Origin of the sequence: Pseudomonas putida (assembly GCF_016406145.1) — a bacterium.
GTDB classification, from domain to species: domain Bacteria; phylum Pseudomonadota; class Gammaproteobacteria; order Pseudomonadales; family Pseudomonadaceae; genus Aquipseudomonas; species Aquipseudomonas putida_E.
In genome coordinates this window covers 3,716,650-3,734,292 of the sequence record NZ_CP066306.1, presented here as the reverse complement: position 1 = coordinate 3,734,292, position 17,643 = coordinate 3,716,650, and the positions used below count along the sequence as shown (strand labels likewise).

The window sequence follows — 17,643 nt, the reverse complement described above, 5'->3', positions numbered from 1 at the left end:
GTGCGTCATTCTCATAACGGCTGCTACACCTGTCATCGCTCTTGGCGCTGCTGTAGCGCAATGCCGAAACCCCTCTGGCATGAAGGTTTCAGATCTGCGTGGGCTCATTCGAGCCGGGGAAAACCGATTTTCTGAAAACAACCAGAAACCTGAACTAAAAAGCCCGGGGCTTTCACAAGCCCCGGGCCCTTTCTTCAGCAGCAAACACTATCAGTGGAACTGCTCTTCCTCGGTCGAACCGGTCAGTGCCGTCACCGAGGATGCGCCACCCTGAATCACGGTGGTCATGTCGTCGAAGTAGCCGGTGCCCACTTCCTGCTGGTGCGCCACGAAGGTGTAGCCTTTGCTGGCGTCGGCGAATTCCTGCTCCTGCAGCTTCACGTAGGCGGTCATGTCGTTGCGGGCGTAGTCGTGCGCCAGGTTGAACATGCCGTGCCACATGTTGTGGATACCAGCCAGGGTGATGAACTGGTGTTTGTAGCCCATGGCCGACAGCTCGCGCTGGAATTTGGCGATGGTGGCGTCGTCCAGGTTTTTCTTCCAGTTGAAGGAAGGCGAGCAGTTGTACGACAGCAGTTGGTCCGGGTATTCCTTCTTGATCGCTTCGGCGAAGCGGCGTGCTTCGTCCAGGTCTGGCTTGGCGGTTTCGCACCAGATCAGGTCGGCGTATGGCGCGTAGGCAAGGCCGCGGGCGATGGCCTGGTCGAGGCCGGCGCGGACCTTGTAGAAGCCTTCACGGGTACGCTCACCGATCACGAACGGCTGGTCGTACGGGTCGCAGTCGCTGGTCAGCAGGTCGGCGGCGTTGGCGTCGGTGCGGGCCAGGATGATGGTCGGTACGCCCGATACGTCAGCGGCCAGGCGCGCTGCAACCAGCTTCTGCACGGCTTCCTGGGTAGGTACCAGGACCTTGCCGCCCATGTGGCCACACTTTTTCACCGAGGCCAGCTGGTCTTCGAAGTGCACGCCGGCGGCGCCCGCTTCGATCATGTTCTTCATCAGTTCGTAGGCGTTCAACACGCCGCCGAAACCGGCCTCAGCGTCCGCTACGATTGGCGCGAAGTAGTCGATGTAGCCTTCGTCGCCCGGGTTCTTGCCGGCTTTCCACTGGATCTGGTCGGCGCGGCGGAACGAGTTGTTGATGCGCTTGACCACAGTCGGTACGGAGTCGACCGGGTACAGCGACTGGTCAGGGTACATGGACTCGGCCGAGTTGTTGTCGGCGGCCACCTGCCAGCCAGACAGGTAGATGGCCTGGATGCCGGCCTTGACCTGCTGCACTGCCTGGCCGCCGGTCAGGGCGCCCATGCAGTTGACGAAATCTTTTTCTGGGCGGAAGGACGGGTGGGCACCCTCGGTGACCAGCTTCCACAGTTTTTCTGCACCCAGGCGGGCCAGGGTGTGCTCCGGCTGCAGGGAGCCACGCAGGCGAACGACATCGGCGGCGGTGTAGGTACGGGTCACGCCTTTCCAGCGCGGGTTTTCGGCCCAGTCTTTCTCGAGGGCTGCAATTTGCTGTTCGCGTGTCAGTGCCATGGAAATAAACCTCGTCGCATCGATCTTGGGGTAATTGTGCTGATGCTCACGAAGCGAATCAGGGGTGTGGCGGCTGTCCTGTTCGGGGGAGTGCGGCGGCAAACGCGAAGGCTCGAAGGGGAAGGAGTTGCAGCCTGGGCGAGGGCATGCGCCAGCAGGTCGGCTCGTGGATGCCTTGCTGCGGTGCTACGCGATTGCCAGAACTGCGGTGATGCGCTTCCGTCCCTCGGGACAACTTCTTCGTTGCAGTCGCAATCCCGTCGAACACGCCTTGTGGGCCGTATAGACACGAGGTGCCTCCAGGGGTGGGAGGAGGGCGCCTCGAAGGCCCTTGCCAGGGCCCCTGATTAGCGGGAGCGAGGCCATCATGCCCTTGGAAAAAAGAGCCTGTCAAATGTTTTGTAGTGCTTTTTTGGGCTTACTACATCTTTGGTCTAATGCGACTTGTTGGTCAGTTTCAAGGCCTTTGGTCGAGGCCTTGATTTGCCTGGGATCAGTCGAGAAGGTCGACTTTGACACGTAAAGTCATGTTTTCACCCCGTTGGGTGCTGTAAGTGCGGCTTGACGCGCTGAGATCGGCCTGGCTCTGCTGGTTGAACCCAGCCAGGGTAATCCACTCGCCGAGCTTGCCGGTGACCGTCGTGTCGGTACTTTGTACTTTCACTACATCAGCACGTTCATGGCTCATTCGGTCATTATTGGTGCTTATTTGCAGGCGAACGGTTTCGCCGATCAGGCTTGGGGTCACGTAGAAACCCTGGGTCACATTACGGTATTCGGTGTTGCTCTGGATGCGCCCATAGCCGTCGGTGCTGGTACTGGTGACCGGGATGCTCTGGCCGACCTGGATCAGCGCCGGTTGGCCTTCGCTGGCCTGGACCTGTTGCAGGCCACCATCCCGGTTGCTGGTGCCGTAATGGATGATGCGCGCATTGCCACGGTTGTCCTGATAGTTGCTGTCGTTGTTGTCGACGCTGATCATCAGGCGCTTCGGCGCGGTGTCCAGCTGTTGCAGCAGGGCGCGCAGGTCGTCTACGCGTTCGGGGCTGGCAGTGACGATCAACTTGTTCTCGAAGGCGCTGACGCTACCGTCCTTGCCAATGAACGATTGGGCGGCGGGCAGCAGTTCGGCGCTGCTGCGGTGCTGCAGCGGCAGCACTTCGGTGGCGGCTTGGGCGGCCAGGCTGGCGGCCAGCAGCAGGGAAGTTAGAAAGGGGCGTAGCGCCATGTCCATGATCTCCGCAGGTGGAATCAACATGATGGCAAAATTGCGCGACTCGTGCCGGTTGTCCATCACAAGGTGTCTTTTATCCTGGATTTATTCTATAAGATATAAATTATAGTCATCTGGATAATTCAGGATATTGCCATGAGCCTTGCCCGCCCGATCTTCCGCCGCGAACAGTTGGCTCAAGCCTTGGTGCGGGACCTGGCTGGCGAATCGTTCGTCGACTACAGCTCGGGTATGTTTCTCGCTGCGCCAAGGCGCACGGGCAAGAGCACGTTCCTGAACAACGACTTCATTCCAGCCTGCCTGGAGCGAGGCTGGCTGCCGGTGTATGTCGACCTGTGGTCTGACCGTGATGCCGACCCCGCCGAGTTGATCAGCGGTGCCATCGGCAGCGCTCTGGCGCGTTTTGAAAGCACCTTGGCCAAAACCGCGAAGAAGGCGGGTATCGATAAGATCAACCTGCTGCGTACGCTCAGCTGGGATTTCACTCGGCCGCAGCTGCCCGCCGGTACCACGCTGGCCCAGGCGCTTGCGGTGCTGCATCAGGTGTGTGGGCAAATGGTGGTGCTGGTAGTGGATGAGGCGCAGCATGCCCTTAACAGCGAGGGTGGGCTGAACGCCATGTTCGCGCTCAAGGCGGCGCGCGACCACCTCAACCGGGGTGACCGCCCCGATGGTCTGCGCCTGGTGTTTACCGGGTCCAGTCGGGACAAGCTGGCCAATCTGGTGCTCAAGAGCAAGCAGCCATTCTATGGCGCCAGCATCACTGCGTTTCCGCTGTTGGGGCGGGACTTCGTCGACTTCGTGACCGGTGTCTGGAATGGCCGTCTGGCGGCCAGCAACCAGTTCAAGGCAGAGGATCTGGAGTATGCCTTTGAACGTGTTGGCCGGCGCCCGGAGATGCTCGGCAAGTTGCTCACCGAGGTGAGTATCGGGTTGGGCGAGGCAGGCAACCTTGGCGAGCTGCTGCGCACCGGTGCGCTGAACCATCAGGCCGGGGTGTGGAGCGACTACGAAAGTGCCTGGAACGAGCTGTCTGCCTTGCAGCAGGCGGTACTGGCGGTGATGGCCGAGCGCACGCTGGCCCGGCAGCCGTTCTCGCCCTTCACCGAACAGACCTTCATCGACGTCAATCGCAAGCTGGAACAGGCTGCTGCCGAAGCCAACGCCACGACACCTAATGTGCAAAAAGCCCTGGATGCCTTGCGGGAAAAGGAGCTGGTGTGGAAGGCCAATCGCGGCGAGTACGCGCTGGAGGATGTGGCCATGGCCGAGTGGCTGGCGCGCGGCTAGGGCTGGGCTGCTCGCGGTGGTCACTGCCAGACAAATTCCGTAACATCCCGCCCTTCGTTTGTTTTCAGTACCGGCCGCCTGGCCCTGCATCACAGGACACCCATGAAACCCGCCCGACTTCGCGCCGACCTGCTCGCCGGCCTGACCACTTCATTCGCTCTGGTCCCCGAGTGCATCGCCTTCGCCCTGGTGGCCCACCTCAACCCGCTGATGGGCCTGTACGGCGCCTTCATAATCTGTACCCTCACCGCGCTGTTCGGCGGCCGCCCGGGCATGATCTCCGGTGCTGCCGGCTCGATGGCGGTGGTGATCGTCGCCCTGGTGGTGCAGCACGGTGCGCAGTATTTGCTGGCCACCGTGCTGTTGGGCGGTGTGGTGATGATCCTGTTCGGCCTGCTGCGCCTGGGCAAGCTGGTGCGCCTGGTGCCTTACCCGGTGATGCTTGGCTTCGTCAACGGCCTGGCGATCGTCATCGCCATGGCCCAGCTGGAGCATTTCAAGACGGGTGAGCAGTGGCTCAGCGGCACGCCCCTTTGGCTGATGATCGGCCTGGTGGCACTGACCATGCTGGTGGTACACGTGCTGCCAAGGCTGACCCGCGCCGTGCCGCCAGCGCTGGTGGCGATCCTCGGCGTTGGCCTTTTGGTGTACCTGCTCGACCTGCCAACCCGCACCCTCGGCGACATGGCGCACATCGCTGGTGGGCTGCCGACGCTGGCCCTGCCGGACGTGCCCTGGAACCTGGAAACGCTGAAGATCATCGCCCCTTACGCGGTGCTGATGGCCATGGTCGGCTTGCTGGAGACCCTGCTGACGCTGAACCTCACCGACGAGATCACCGAGAGCCGCGGCTACCCGGATCGCGAGTGCGTGGCCTTGGGTGCGGCCAACATGGTTTCAGGCTTGTGCGGTGGCATGGGCGGCTGCGCGATGATCGGCCAGACGGTGATCAACCTCAGCTCCAATGGCCGCGGCCGGCTGTCCGGCGTGGTGGCGGGGGTGATGATCCTGCTGTTCGTGTTGTTCCTGTCGCCGCTGATCGAGCGTATCCCGTTGGCGGCGCTGGTCGGGGTGATGTTCGTGGTCGCCCAGCAGACGTTCGCGTGGGCGTCCTTGCGCGTGCTGCACAAAGTGCCGGTGAGCGATGTGCTGGCGATCATTGCCGTGACGGTGGTCACGGTGTTCACCGACCTGGCCACGGCCGTACTGTTCGGCATCGTCATCGCGGCGGTGAATTTTGCCTGGCAGCATGCTCGGGAGCTGTACGCCGACAGCCATGAGGACGCCGAGGGGGTCAAGCATTACCAGGTGCATGGCACGCTGTTCTTCGCCTCGGTCACGCCGTTTCTAAACCAGTTCGACCCGGCGGGTGACCCGGCCAAGGTTACCTTGGACTGCCAACACGTGAGCTTCGTCGATTATTCGGCAATTGCTGCATTGAAGACCTTGCGCGAGCGGTATGCCAAGGCGGGCAAGCAGCTGCGGGTGGTGCATCTGTCCGAGCGCTGCAAGAAACTGTTGAAGCGGGCAGGCGAGCAGCACTGAGTTTTTGCGGGGGCTGTGCTGGCCCTATCGCCGGCATAGCCCTCGCGGCTTCACTCCCCGCGATTCTTCTTCACAATCCCGTCAGCAATGCTCGCCGGCGCCTCGGCATAACGGGTGAACTCCATCGTGTAGCTGGCCCGCCCTTGGGTCATCGAGCGCATCGAGGTGGCGTAGCCGAACATTTCTCCCAGCGGCACCTCGGCACGGATCACCTTGCCGGCAGGGGTCTCGTCGCCATCCTGGATCATGCCGCGGCGCCGGCTCAGGTCGCCCATGATGTCGCCCTGGTATTCCTCGGGCGTGACCACTTCGACCTTCATCACCGGCTCCAGCAACACCGCTCCGCCTTTTTGCGAAAGCTGCTTGGTGGCCATGGAAGCGGCGATCTTGTAGGCCATCTCGTTGGAGTCGACGTCGTGATAGGAGCCGTCGAACACCGCAGCCTTGAGGCTGATCAGCGGGTAGCCGGCAAGCACGCCGTTTTTCATCTGCTCCTCGATGCCTTTCTGGATCGCCGGGATGTACTCGCGGGGTACCACACCGCCAACGATCTCGTTGATGAACTCCAGGCCTTCCTTGCCTTCATCGCCCGGTGCAAAGCGGATCCAGCAGTGCCCATACTGGCCGCGCCCGCCGGACTGGCGAACGAAGCGGCCCTCGATCTCGCAGGTGTTGCGGATCTTCTCGCGGTAGGCCACTTGGGGCTTGCCGATATTGGCCTCGACGTTGAACTCACGCCGCATGCGGTCGACGATGATGTCCAGGTGCAGTTCGCCCATGCCTGAAATGATGGTCTGGCCGGTCTCCTCATCGGTGCGCACGCGGAACGAGGGGTCTTCCTGGGCCAGCTTGCCCAGGGCGATGCCCATTTTCTCCTGGTCGGCTTTGGTTTTGGGTTCTACGGCTACGGAGATCACCGGGTCCGGGAAGTCCATGCGCTCGAGGATGATCGGTTTGTCCATGTCGCACAGCGTGTCGCCGGTCGTCACGTCCTTCATGCCGATGAGGGCGGCGATGTCGCCGGCGCATACATCCTTGATTTCTGCACGTTGGTTGGCATGCATCTGCACCATTCGGCCGATGCGTTCCTTCTTGCCTTTGACCGAATTGAGCACTGCGTTGCCGGAACTGAGCACGCCGGAGTACACCCGGGCAAACGTGAGCGTGCCGACGAACGGGTCGGTGGCGATTTTGAACGCCAGGGCCGAAAACGGTTCGTTGTCGTCGGCGTGGCGTTCCAGGTGTTTGTCTTCGTCGTCCGGGTCGGTGCCCTTGATTGCCGGGATCTCCGAGGGCGCTGGCAGGTAGTCGATCACCGCATCGAGCATCAGCGGCACGCCTTTGTTCTTGAACGAAGAGCCGAGTATGGTCGGCACGATTTCGTTGGCAATGGTGCGCTGGCGCAGGGCGGCCTTGATCTCGTCGATGCTCAGCTCCTCGCCGTCGAGAAACTTGGTGGTCAATTCATCATTGGCCTCGGCTGCCGCTTCGACCATGTGCGCGCGCCATTCGTCGGCCAGGGCCTTGAGTTCGTCAGGGATTTCTTCTTCGCGATAGGTGGTGCCGTGGTCGGCGTCGTTCCAGTAGATCGCCTTCATCTTCACCAGGTCGATCTGGCCGATGAAGTTCTCTTCGCTGCCGATGGCCAGCTGGATCGGTACCGGGTGGTGCCCCAGGCGCTTGTCGATCTGTTTGACCACGCGCAAGAAGTCCGCGCCTTGGCGGTCCATCTTGTTGATATAGGCCAGGCGCGGGACGTGATACTTGTTGGCCTGGCGCCACACCGTCTCGGACTGCGGCTCTACACCGTCGGCACCGCTGAACACCACCACGGCGCCATCGAGCACGCGCAGCGAACGTTCCACCTCGATGGTGAAGTCGACGTGGCCTGGGGTATCGATGATGTTGAAACGGTACTTGTCGGCGAACTGCTTGGTCGAGCCCTGCCAGAAGGCCGTGGTCGCCGCCGAGGTGATGGTGATGCCGCGTTCCTGTTCCTGCGCCATCCAGTCCATGGTCGCGGCGCCATCGTGCACCTCGCCCATCTTGTGGTTGACCCCGGTGTAGAACAGGATGCGCTCGGTGGTCGTGGTCTTGCCGGCATCCACGTGGGCGACGATACCAATGTTGCGGTACAGCTCGATGGGCGTTGTGCGGGCCATGACGGACTACCTGCGGATGAGCGGATTCTCCCAAGGTAGCAGAGCGGGAGAATCCTGCTTTACCGCCGGGCCGTCAGTCGGCCTGGGCTTGCAGCAACCACTGGCCGTCCACTTCGCGGGCAACGCCGCTGGCGGGCAGCAGGGCCAGCAGGCGCTCGTGCATAGCCGCTTCGGTAAAGGTCTTGAGGGTGGCCATGTCCAGGGCACCGACCGGGTTCAGGTCAGCCTTGGTGTACGACAGCCAGGCTTTTTTCAGTACCTGCGCGACGTCGCTGCCGGCGGTGCTGGCGAAACGGCGGTGCCACTGGCCACCCTCGAACATAAAGCTGTGGGCGTGCGTATAGGTGCTTTCGTCGCCACCTTCGGTGCAGCGGTGGCAGCGGCACGGGCCTTCGCCAAAAGCGTTGCGCAGGTAGCTGTTGAAGTCCACGACGGGCTTGAGGGTCAGGCGTTTGTCGACCTCGAACAGGTCGGCGATCAGGGGTTCTTCGGCGCTCACTCGGTGTCCTCGTGTGGTGTGGCGTGCATCGGCGGGCACCCTAACAGATCAAGGCGGGGGAGGCCATTAGAGACAACAGCGCACAGCTGCCGTACTCTACGCGCCCGCAAGTCTGCATCCAACACCGAGGTAACCCCGCTTGAGCACCCAGTTCCCGTACACCGCCACCGTCACCATCAGCGCCGAAGACCGTGGGGGCGATATCGAGGCCTCGGAAAACCCCAGCATGCGTGTTGGTCTGGAAGCCGTGACAGAAACCCTGAAGAAGGTGCATTTCGTCGGCACGCTGGCGGCCCCGGAAAAACCGGCCACGCATATCTGCGTGACGCTGGAGAACGGCCTGACCTACTACGGCCCGATCGTCAACGGCCACGCCGAACTCGAAGGCGGCTGGATCGCTTTCGAGTCCGACATGCTCACCCCGGAAGAACTGGGCCTGTAAGCCTCAGTTCAACTCGGCCAGGCACTGCTCGAAGATATTCAACCCTTCTTCGAGCACCTCGGCTTCGATGGTCAGTGGCGCCAGCAGGCGAATGATGTGTCGCGCCTTGCCGCTGGGCATCAGCAACAGGCCTTTGGGCCTCGCTGCGTCCATGACCTTGGCCAGCTGAGCGGGGGCAGGGCTGCCGTCGGCATTGACGAACTCGATCCCGCGCATCGCACCCACGCCTGTCAGGCGCCCGATGAACGGGAAGCGTTGCTGCCAGCGTTCAACCCGGCTGACGATGGCCTGCTCCTGGCGCTCGCCCCATGTGGCGACGTTCTCATCGGTCATCTGCGCCAGGCTCGCCAGCGCCGCCGCACAGGCAATCGGATTGCCCGAATAGGTCCCGCCGAGGCCGCCCTTGGGTAGCGCCGCCATCAACGCCTGGCGCCCGACCACCGCCCCCAGCGGCATGCCGCCGGCAATACTCTTGGCCAACAGCAGCAGGTCTGGCTCGATGCCCAGCCGCGGGAAGGCGAAGCGCTGGCCGGTGCGGCCGAAACCTGACTGGATCTCGTCGATGATGATCAGGATCCCGCGCTCGTCGCAGAAACGGCGCAGCGCCTGGGCAAAGGCCGGGTCCAGGGCGAGGAAGCCACCTTCACCTTGCACGGGCTCCAGGATGAACGCCGCCACGTCCTCTACTGCCAGCTCGACGCTGAACAGACGATCCATGGCCTTGAGCGCCTGCTCGCAGGTGACGCCGGTGTCGGCGCTGGGGTAGGGCAGGTGGTACACCGGCCCCGGCAGTTCACCGACGCGTTGTTTGTAGGGGGCGACCTTGCCGTTGAGGTTCAGGGTTGCCAGGGTGCGGCCATGAAAGCCGCCATCGAAGGCGATGATGGCGCGCTTGCCGGTTGCGCCACGGGCGACTTTGAGGGCGTTTTCCGCCGCTTCTGCGCCGCTGTTGGTAAGCATGCCGGCCAGCGGGTAGCTGACCGGCACGAACGCGCGCAGGCGCTCCATGAGCTCCAGGTAAGGGCCGTGAGGCGCCGCGTTGAAAGCATAGTGGGTCAGGCGCGTGGCCTGGGCCTGGATTGCCGCGACCACGGCCGGGTTGCAGTGGCCCAGGTTGAGCACGCCGATGCCGCCGACGAAGTCGATGTAACGTTTGCCGTCGGTATCCCAGACTTCGGCATTACGGCCATGGGAAAGTGTAATCGGATGAACGATGGCAATGGATTGGCTGATACTTTCCAGATTCATGGGCACGCAGACCTTGTTCGAGTTTCTTAATATCGAAGCGCGCCGAAGTGTTGTTCCGCAAACGAATTATTCGATTGCGTTCATTCCCTGGATTCGCGAACTTGGTCAATCTCCCTCTGCCACGCGTTCACCAATCCACTGCACGAAGGCCCTGATCTTCGGCACCTCTGCCGCATGTTCGGCATGGGCGATGAAGTGCCGCCCATTGCTCGCCACCGGGTGGTCCCAGGCCACTACCAGCTTGCCTTCGCTCAGCTCCTCGGCCACCAGATAGCGCGGGATCAGGGCGATGCCGCAACCGGCGATGGCCGCACGTATGCACAGGTAGAACGTGTCGAAGCGCGGCCCGTGGTAGCTGTTCTGGCTGTGCAGGCCCAGCCCCAGAAACCATTCGTGCCAGGCCTCCGGGCGTGATGCGCATTGCAGCAAGCGGTGCTCGGTGAGGGCTTGGGCACTGTCGAAGCGGTGCCTGGCCTGTAGCTGCGGGGCGCACACTGGCACCACCTCTTCGCTGAACAGTTCGATGCAGGTCGCCCCTGGCCAAGTGCCCTGGCCGAAAAAGAAGGCGATGTCGGCCTTGGCCTGCACCAGGTCGAACGGCTCCAGTTCGTTGCGGATGTCCAGGTGGATGCGCGGGTAGCGGTCACCGAAGCCCTTGAGCCTGGGCACCAGCCAGCGCGCACCGAAGGTGGGCTGGGTGGCGATGCGCAGCACTTCGGTTTCGTCGCCATAGCTGAGGATGTAGCGGCTGGAAATGTCGATCTGGTTAAGGATCTTGTTCACTTCGGTCAGGTACAGGGCGCCCGCCGGAGTCAGGTGCAGGCGCCGGCGAATGCGCTGGAACAGCGAGTGCGCCAGCATTTCTTCAAGTTGCGCGACCTGCTTGCTGACGGCGCTCTGGGTCAGGTGCAGTTCCTGTGCCGCCCGGGTGAAGCTCAGGTGGCGGGCGGCCGCTTCGAAGCACTGCAGGGCGGTAGTCGAGGGCATCAGGCGTTTGGACATGGCAGGCGCGTACCGAGCAAAAAAGGAAGGAGTTCATTCCATATTGGAATCATGTGCTTCGAAAAGGTCGTTTGTTGACCTCGCCCTATAGATTAATACTGACCTGGATCAACGATTACAACCGGTACTGCGAAGAGGAGGCAAGTGCACCGCCGGCGACTTCAAAACAAGAAAAAAGAGCATCACGACTTACAAGAATTCTGCTCCAACTTTTTCAGCCGTCCCTGCGGCGGCCGACCCATTCGAGGGTTCTCCATGGCTTCGCTAGAAAACAAGAAACAGCGTTCCCTGCAGCACGGCCTGACCTCCCGTCAGGTGTCGATGATTTCCATTGCCGGCATCATTGGCGCCGGCCTGTTCATCGGTTCCTCCAACGCCATTGCCACCGCTGGCCCGGCCATTCTCATCTCCTACGCCATGACCGGCCTGCTGGTGTTGCTGGTGATGCGCATGCTCGGCGAAATGGCTATCGCCAACCCCAACAGCGGCTCCTTCTCCACTTACGCCTCCGAGGCAATCGGCCCCTGGGCAGGGTTCACCATCGGCTGGCTGTACTGGTGGTTCTGGGTGCTGATCATCCCGGTCGAAGCCATCGCCGGGGCTGACATCCTGCATGCCTACTTCCCGGCGGTACCGTCCTGGCTGTTCGCCTTCCTGATCATGTTTGTGCTGTCGGGCACCAACCTGGTCAGCGTGAAGAACTTCGGTGCGTTCGAGTACTGGTTTGCCCTGGTCAAGGTGATCGCGATCATTGCCTTCATCGTGGTCTGCAGCCTGGCTGTGTTCGGCTTCTGGCCGCTGGCCGAAGTCTCAGGGGTGAGCCGGCTTTGGGACAGCGGCGGGTTCATGCCCAATGGCTTCGGTACGGTGCTCGGTGGCGTGCTGATCACCATCTTCTCGTTCTTTGGCGCCGAGATCGTCACCATTGCCGCTGACGAGACCGCCAACCCGAAAGACAAGATTCGCCGTGCCACCAACCTGGTGGTGTACCGCATCGCGATCTTCTACCTGGCCTCGATCTTCCTGGTGGTGTCGCTGGTGGCCTGGAACGATCCGCAACTCAAGGCCGTGGGCTCGTTCCAGCGGGTACTTGAGGTGCTGAATGTGCCCGGGGCGAAACTGCTGGTCGACCTGGTGGTGCTGGTGGCGGTCACCAGTTGCATGAACTCCGGCCTCTATACCGCTTCGCGGATGCTGTATTCCCTCGGCGCCCGTGGCCAGGCACTGAGCATGACAAAGCGTATCTCCGGTGCCGGCGTGCCGACGGTGGCGGTTATCCTCTCGACCCTGGCAGGCTTTGCCGGCTGCTTCGTCAACTACGTATTCCCCGGCAAAGTGTTCGGCTTCCTGTTGTCGACCACTGGCGCGATTGCCTTGCTGGTGTACCTGGTGATTGCCGTCTCGCAGTTGCGCATGCGGGCCCGCGCCGATCGAGAGGGGCGGCCGCTGGAGCTGAAGATGTGGCTGTTCCCCTGGCTGACCTGGCTGGTGATCGGCACCATCGTGATGGTGCTGGGCTACATGCTGTTCAGTGATGCCTACCGTTACGAGACGCTGATGACGGCCGGGGTGACCCTGTTCATCCTGCTGGTTTCGCTGACCCAGCGGCGTGCCAGGGCGGTGGCGCAACCTGCCTGATCCTTGCGGGGCGCTTTGCGCCCCTGCATTTTCATTGGCCCCTGCCAAACGCGGCGCTAACATCGCAGCTTGCATCCCTTCCCATTCCAACAAGCACAGGAAGCGTATGAACGAACAAGCTCTCTCCCTGCAGGCACTGGCCGCACCCGACGGCATTTGCTACGGCTGCGGCGTTGCCCACCCCAGCGGTCTGCATGTGCAGAGCCATTGGGACGCCGACGGTATCCATCTGCTGTGCCGCCACACGCCCGACACCACCTTCACCGGCTGGCCGGGGCTGGTCTACGGCGGCCTGCTGGCGATGCTGGTCGATTGCCACTCCAACTGGACTGCCATGGCTTACCACTACCGGGCCGAAGGGCGAACCCCTGGCAGCCTGCCGCGTATCGATTGTGTCACCGGCAGCCTGGGCCTGAACTACCTCAAGCCGACACCCATGGGTGTCGAGCTGCTGCTCAAGGCGCGTGTGGAAGGCGAAGTCGGGCGCAAGACACGGGTAATCTGCGAGGTCTGGGCGGGGGATGTGCTGACCGTCTGCGCCGATTCGGTGTTCGTCCGTGTGGATACCGACAAGCTCAAGCTCAAGGCCCATGCCCAGGTGAGCTGACAACGGCAGGTGATGGTCAGCCGCCCATGATGTTACTAAAGTGACAGGTCCATTCCCCTGGCACAGGTTGACCATGACCGATCTCAGCGCATTTCCCGTTACCCGCAAATGGCCTGCGCAACACCCCGAGCGCCTGCAACTGTACTCGCTGCCTACGCCCAATGGCGTCAAGGTATCGATCATGCTGGAGGAGATCGGCCTGGCGTACGAGCCGCACAAGGTCAGCTTCGAAACCGACGATCAGCTGAGCCCTGAATTCATCTCGCTCAGCGCCAACAACAAGATCCCGGCGATCCTCGACCCCGATGGCCCTGGCGGCCAGCCTTTGCCGTTGTTCGAGTCGGGCGCGATCCTGCAGTACCTGGCGGAAAAGAGCGGGCAACTGCTCAGCCATGACCCGGCGACCCGCTACCAGACGCTGCAGTGGCTGATGTTCCAGATGGGCGGCATCGGGCCGATGTTCGGCCAGGTCGGGTTCTTCCACTTCTTCGCTGGCAAGGAATACGAAGACAAGCGCCCACGCGACCGCTACGTCAATGAATCCAAGCGCCTGCTCGGCGTGCTGGACCGGCACCTGCAAGGGCGGCAGTGGATGGTCGATGAGTACAGCATCGCCGATATCGCCATCTTCCCTTGGGTGCGTAACCTGGTGGAACGCTATAACGCAGGTGAGCTGGTCGGCTTCGATGAGTTCAATAACGTGCAGCGCGTGCTGGCCAGCTTCCTTGAGCGCCCAGCTGTTCAGCGGGGGCTGAAAATCCCGGGCTGAGGCAGCAATGGGGCGTGACCTCGGCCACTGAATTACCTAGGCTTCAGGCGACAGGCCAATGCAGGAGAGCCCCATGACCCGCTGTAAGCGCGAGCTGCCCGGCCACCGTTGGTTATGCACCTGGGCGGTGTGTGATGCCCATTGAGTTGATACCTGCCACCGATGCCCACCGCACCTTCGCCCGTGACCTCACGCGTCGGGCCATGCTGGCGTACTACCGGGAGTTCGATCTGTTGTGGATCGAAGAAGCGTTCGATCAGGCCTGGGATTGGCGGGAGCAGTGGCTGGTCGTAGACGGGGACCGCGTGCTGGGCTTCTGCAGCCTCAGCAAGGACCGCCAGGCATTGTTCATTCGCGAGCTGCACCTGCTGCCTGAGCATCGCGGGCAAGGGGTTGGCAGTTGGGTACTGCAAGCGCTGGTCGCCAAGGCGGCGCAACAGAGGCTGCCGTTGCTGCGCTTGATGGTGTTCAAGAGCAACCCGGCGCGGCGGCTGTACCGGCGCCAGGGGTTTGTCGAAATGGGCGAGGATGAGTGTTTTGTGCGTATGCAGAAGGTGATCGGCTGATCTTTGCAGATCAAGCTTGCGGCCCTAGGTGCTGGCTCAATACTGGCTTGCGACCCCCGCGTGCGATGGGCATAGTGACCGAGCAGTCTGCAAGAGCCCACAGGGTTGTGAGCAGTATCCGACGATGGCTAGGGAAGCAGGAGAAACATCAGTATGAATGGGCTCGGTCCGCGTCTTAGGGAAGAGCGTGAACGGCTGGGGATGACCCAGCGGGTGTTTGGTGATATCGGCGGCGTCGAACCCAATGCCCAGGGCAAATATGAGAGTGGCGAACGCACACCGAGGGTCGATTACCTGGCTGCCCTGGCGGCTAGAGGAGTCGACGCGCTCTATGTGCTCAGCGGTGTGCGCACCCCGGCGCCGCTGGAAAGCCTGACGGCGGATGAAACCGGTTTAGTGGCTGCGTTCAGGCGCCTGGCGGCCGACGACAAAGCGGCGTTTGCGCATTTGCTGGAGCGCCTGATGGGCGATGGAGGCCGAAGTGATGCGATGCGGCCACAGTGGCGTGAGCGTAGGACATTTCCTAAGGAAGTTTTGCGCTAGGCCCGTCTTGAAAAATTTTGTTAAGGTGGCGGGATCCAATCGCCCTGTTGACGAGGTGTCTGCTTGATTAGGGTCCTAGTGGTCGATGACCACGATCTGGTGCGAACCGGTATTACACGCATGCTGGCCGACATCGACGGCTTGCAGGTAGTGGGGGAGGCGGACTCGGGCGAGTCGGCGCTCAAGCTGGTCCGGGAGCTCAAGCCGGATGTCGTGCTGATGGACGTCAAGATGCCTGGCATTGGTGGCCTTGAGGCTACCCGCAAATTGTTGCGCAGCCACCCTGACACCAAGGTGGTGGCCGTGACCGTGTGTGAAGAAGACCCGTTCCCCACGCGCCTGATGCAAGCCGGGGCAGCCGGCTACCTGACCAAAGGCGCGGGGCTGGACGAGATGGTCCAGGCCATCCGTCTGGCGTTTGCCGGGCAGCGTTATATCAGCCCGCAAATTGCCCAGCAACTGGCGCTCAAGTCGTTCCAGCCGCAAGGTTCGCCGTTCGACGCCCTGTCGGAGCGGGAAATCCAGATCGCCCTTATGATCGTCGGTTGTCAGAAGGTTCAGCTCATCTCGGACAAGTTGTGCCTGTCGCCCAAGACCGTCAATACTTACCGGTATCGGATCTTTGAAAAACTCTCGGTCACCAGCGACGTCGAACTGACCTTGCTGGCCGTTCGCCACGGTATGGTCGACGCAAGCCTCTGAACCTCATGTCCCAAGTCTTTGATGCCAGCGCGTTCCTGGCGACCTGTAGCGCTCGCCCGGGCGTCTACCGGATGTTCGATAGCGAGACTCGGCTGCTCTATGTGGGCAAGGCCAAGAACCTCAAGAAGCGTTTGGCCAGCTATTTCCGCAAGACTGGCCTGGCGCCTAAAACCGCTGCGCTGGTGGGGCGCATCGCCCAGGTCGAAACCACCATCACCGCCAATGAGACCGAGGCGCTGCTGCTCGAGCAGAACCTCATCAAGCAGTGGCGGCCGCCGTACAACATTCTGCTGCGCGACGATAAATCCTACCCGTACGTGTTTCTGTCCGACGGCCAATTCCCACGGCTGGGGATTCACCGTGGCGCGAAAAAAGCCAAGGGGCGCTACTTTGGGCCATACCCCAGCGCCGGAGCCATCCGCGAAAGCCTCAGCTTGCTGCAAAAAGCCTTCTCGGTGCGCCAATGCGAGGACAGCTACTACGCCAACCGTACCCGCCCGTGCCTGCAGTACCAGATCAAGCGCTGCAAGGGGCCGTGTGTGGGGCTGGTCGACGCAGAGGAATATGCCGAGGACGTGCGCCATTCGGTGATGTTCCTCGAGGGCCGCAGCCAGCAACTGGGCAATGAGCTCAATGCCGAGATGGAAAAGGCCGCGATGGCCCTGAACTTCGAGAAGGCAGCCGAACTGCGCGACCAGATCGCCTTGCTGCGCCGGGTTCAGGACCAGCAATACATGGAAGGCGGGTCTGGTGATGTGGATGTGGTCGCCGCTTTCGTCAACCCCGGTGGCGCCTGCGTGCACCTGATCAGCGTGCGCGGTGGGCGGGTGCTGGGCAGCAAGAACTTCTTCCCGCAGGTAGGTATTGAAGAAGAGGTGGCCGAAGTGATGGCCGCCTTCCTGTCCCAGTACTACCTGGGCAATGCCGAGCGCGAATTGCCGGGCGAGTTGATCGTCAACGTTGTGCACGAGGACTTCGCTGCCATCAGCGAGGCGCTGCAAACCCTGCGCGGCCGGGAGCTGACCATCAGCCACCGCGTGCGCGGCACCCGCGCCCGTTGGCAGCAACTGGCGGTGACCAACGCCGAACAGGCGCTCAATGCCCGCCTGGCCAACCGCCAGCACATGGCTGCGCGGTTCGAGGCCCTGGCCGAGGTGCTGGGCCTGGACGAAGTGCCCCAGCGCCTGGAGTGCTACGACATCAGCCACTCCAGCGGCGAGGCCACGGTAGCCAGTTGCGTGGTATTCGGCCCTGAAGGCCCGCTCAAGTCCGATTACCGTCGCTTCAACATCGAAGGCGTGACCGCTGGCGACGACTACGCGGCCATGCACCAGGCCCTGACGCGCCGCTACGGGCGTATCAAGGACGGCGAGGGCAAATTGCCTGACGTGCTGCTGGTGGACGGCGGCAAGGGCCAGCTGAACATGGCTCGCGAAGTGATGCAGGAGCTGGCCTTCACCGACCTGACCCTGCTCGGTGTGGCCAAGGGCGTGACCCGCAAGGCCGGTTTCGAGACCCTTTACCTGAATGACGTGGCTCACGAGTTCACCCTCAAGGGCGACAACCCGGCGCTGCACCTGATCCAGCAGATCCGCGACGAAGCCCACCGTTTTGCCATCACCGGCCACCGCGCCCGCCGCGGCAAGGCCCGCCGAGTGTCCAGTCTGGAAGACGTTGCCGGGGTAGGGCCCAAGCGCCGTCGCGACCTGCTGAAACATTTCGGCGGCCTGCAGGAGCTCAACCGCGCCAGTATCGATGAAATCGCCAAAGCCCCCGGCATCAGTAAAAAGCTTGCCGAGTCGATTTATGCCAGCCTGCATAGCGAGTAGAATGCCGGGCTCAACCCGCAGCCAGTCGTAC

The 17,643-nt window shown here is 62.2% G+C and carries 16 protein-coding genes; 10 read left to right on the top strand and 6 right to left on the bottom strand.

Translation table 11 applies throughout. The annotated features are described in order from the left end of the window. Nucleotides 1–210: 210 nt before the first annotated feature. Both aceA and JET17_RS17185 read right to left on the bottom strand, forming a co-directional pair. On the bottom strand, nt 211–1,536 hold the full coding sequence (gene aceA / locus JET17_RS17190) for an isocitrate lyase (protein ID WP_012315229.1): 1,326 nt from the start codon (nt 1,534–1,536) through the stop codon (nt 211–213). 493 nt (nt 1,537–2,029) lie between these two features. Next, on the bottom strand, nt 2,030–2,764 hold the full coding sequence (locus tag JET17_RS17185) for a secretin N-terminal domain-containing protein (RefSeq protein ID WP_012315228.1): 735 nt from the start codon (nt 2,762–2,764) through the stop codon (nt 2,030–2,032). Nucleotides 2,765–2,905: 141 nt separating this feature from the next. Here JET17_RS17185 and JET17_RS17180 point away from each other — a divergent pair, with 141 nt between their 5' ends. Next, nucleotides 2,906–4,060: a hypothetical protein gene (locus JET17_RS17180; protein ID WP_012315227.1), complete on the top strand. Its 1,155-nt coding sequence runs from the start codon at nt 2,906–2,908 to the stop codon at nt 4,058–4,060. Between the two features lie 102 nt (nt 4,061–4,162). Continuing rightward, nucleotides 4,163–5,605, top strand: coding sequence for a SulP family inorganic anion transporter (locus tag JET17_RS17175; RefSeq protein WP_012315226.1), 1,443 nt, complete (start codon nt 4,163–4,165; stop codon nt 5,603–5,605). Between the two features lie 50 nt (nt 5,606–5,655). Here the strand turns inward: JET17_RS17175 and fusA are convergent, their stop codons facing one another. Both fusA and JET17_RS17165 read right to left on the bottom strand, forming a co-directional pair. Next, nucleotides 5,656–7,767, bottom strand: a complete 2,112-nt coding sequence (fusA, locus tag JET17_RS17170) for an elongation factor G (RefSeq protein ID WP_012315225.1) — start codon at nt 7,765–7,767, stop codon at nt 5,656–5,658. Nucleotides 7,768–7,840: 73 nt separating this feature from the next. Continuing rightward, nucleotides 7,841–8,266, bottom strand: coding sequence for a hypothetical protein (locus tag JET17_RS17165; protein ID WP_012315224.1), 426 nt, complete (start codon nt 8,264–8,266; stop codon nt 7,841–7,843). Between the two features lie 139 nt (nt 8,267–8,405). Here JET17_RS17165 and JET17_RS17160 point away from each other — a divergent pair, with 139 nt between their 5' ends. Beyond that, on the top strand, nt 8,406–8,708 hold the full coding sequence (locus JET17_RS17160) for a hypothetical protein (protein WP_012315223.1): 303 nt from the start codon (nt 8,406–8,408) through the stop codon (nt 8,706–8,708). A gap of 3 nt (nt 8,709–8,711) precedes the next feature. On the opposite strand, the gene JET17_RS17155 is transcribed toward JET17_RS17160, so the two are convergent. Continuing rightward, the gene (locus tag JET17_RS17155; protein ID WP_012315222.1) at nt 8,712–9,956 is read right to left on the bottom strand and encodes an aspartate aminotransferase family protein; all 1,245 of its coding nucleotides are present in this window, start codon (nt 9,954–9,956) and stop codon (nt 8,712–8,714) included. A gap of 105 nt (nt 9,957–10,061) precedes the next feature. Next, complete coding sequence (locus tag JET17_RS17150) at nt 10,062–10,958, bottom strand: LysR substrate-binding domain-containing protein (protein ID WP_012315221.1); 897 nt, start codon at nt 10,956–10,958, stop codon at nt 10,062–10,064. 255 nt (nt 10,959–11,213) lie between these two features. Between JET17_RS17150 and JET17_RS17145 the strand changes: the two genes are divergently transcribed. The 7 genes from JET17_RS17145 to uvrC all read left to right on the top strand — a co-directional run bounded on the left by JET17_RS17145 (nt 11,214) and on the right by uvrC (nt 17,612). Continuing rightward, nucleotides 11,214–12,596, top strand: coding sequence for an amino acid permease (locus tag JET17_RS17145; protein WP_012315220.1), 1,383 nt, complete (start codon nt 11,214–11,216; stop codon nt 12,594–12,596). Between the two features lie 106 nt (nt 12,597–12,702). Further along, complete coding sequence (locus JET17_RS17140) at nt 12,703–13,203, top strand: PaaI family thioesterase (RefSeq protein WP_012315219.1); 501 nt, start codon at nt 12,703–12,705, stop codon at nt 13,201–13,203. Between the two features lie 73 nt (nt 13,204–13,276). Further along, nucleotides 13,277–13,972, top strand: a complete 696-nt coding sequence (locus JET17_RS17135) for a glutathione S-transferase N-terminal domain-containing protein (protein ID WP_012315218.1) — start codon at nt 13,277–13,279, stop codon at nt 13,970–13,972. Nucleotides 13,973–14,106: 134 nt separating this feature from the next. After that, nucleotides 14,107–14,538 (top strand): GNAT family N-acetyltransferase, encoded by a 432-nt coding sequence (locus JET17_RS17130; RefSeq protein WP_012315217.1) that lies wholly within the window; start codon nt 14,107–14,109, stop codon nt 14,536–14,538. A 153-nt stretch (nt 14,539–14,691) separates the two neighbouring features. Next, a complete protein-coding gene (locus JET17_RS17125) occupies nt 14,692–15,081 on the top strand; it encodes a helix-turn-helix domain-containing protein (RefSeq protein ID WP_012315216.1) in 390 nt (129 codons plus the stop codon). Between the two features lie 63 nt (nt 15,082–15,144). Continuing rightward, entirely contained in the window at nt 15,145–15,783 is a 639-nt protein-coding gene (gene uvrY / locus JET17_RS17120) for a UvrY/SirA/GacA family response regulator transcription factor (RefSeq protein ID WP_012315215.1), read from the top strand. Nucleotides 15,784–15,788: 5 nt separating this feature from the next. After that, entirely contained in the window at nt 15,789–17,612 is a 1,824-nt protein-coding gene (gene uvrC / locus JET17_RS17115; protein WP_012315214.1) for an excinuclease ABC subunit UvrC, read from the top strand. The last annotated feature ends 31 nt before the right edge of the window (nt 17,613–17,643 follow it).

Coding starts and splice junctions, on each gene's coding strand:
- JET17_RS17130 (WP_012315217.1), top strand. CDS start 14,107: ATGCCCATTGAGTTGATACCTGCCACCGATGCCCACCGCACCTTCGCC.
- JET17_RS17135 (WP_012315218.1), top strand. CDS start 13,277: ATGACCGATCTCAGCGCATTTCCCGTTACCCGCAAATGGCCTGCGCAA.
- aceA (WP_012315229.1), bottom strand. CDS start 1,536: ATGGCACTGACACGCGAACAGCAAATTGCAGCCCTCGAGAAAGACTGG.
- JET17_RS17145 (WP_012315220.1), top strand. CDS start 11,214: ATGGCTTCGCTAGAAAACAAGAAACAGCGTTCCCTGCAGCACGGCCTG.
- JET17_RS17150 (WP_012315221.1), bottom strand. CDS start 10,958: ATGTCCAAACGCCTGATGCCCTCGACTACCGCCCTGCAGTGCTTCGAA.
- uvrC (WP_012315214.1), top strand. CDS start 15,789: ATGTCCCAAGTCTTTGATGCCAGCGCGTTCCTGGCGACCTGTAGCGCT.
- JET17_RS17140 (WP_012315219.1), top strand. CDS start 12,703: ATGAACGAACAAGCTCTCTCCCTGCAGGCACTGGCCGCACCCGACGGC.
- fusA (WP_012315225.1), bottom strand. CDS start 7,767: ATGGCCCGCACAACGCCCATCGAGCTGTACCGCAACATTGGTATCGTC.
- JET17_RS17175 (WP_012315226.1), top strand. CDS start 4,163: ATGAAACCCGCCCGACTTCGCGCCGACCTGCTCGCCGGCCTGACCACT.
- JET17_RS17180 (WP_012315227.1), top strand. CDS start 2,906: ATGAGCCTTGCCCGCCCGATCTTCCGCCGCGAACAGTTGGCTCAAGCC.
- JET17_RS17185 (WP_012315228.1), bottom strand. CDS start 2,764: ATGGCGCTACGCCCCTTTCTAACTTCCCTGCTGCTGGCCGCCAGCCTG.
- JET17_RS17155 (WP_012315222.1), bottom strand. CDS start 9,956: ATGAATCTGGAAAGTATCAGCCAATCCATTGCCATCGTTCATCCGATT.
- JET17_RS17125 (WP_012315216.1), top strand. CDS start 14,692: ATGAATGGGCTCGGTCCGCGTCTTAGGGAAGAGCGTGAACGGCTGGGG.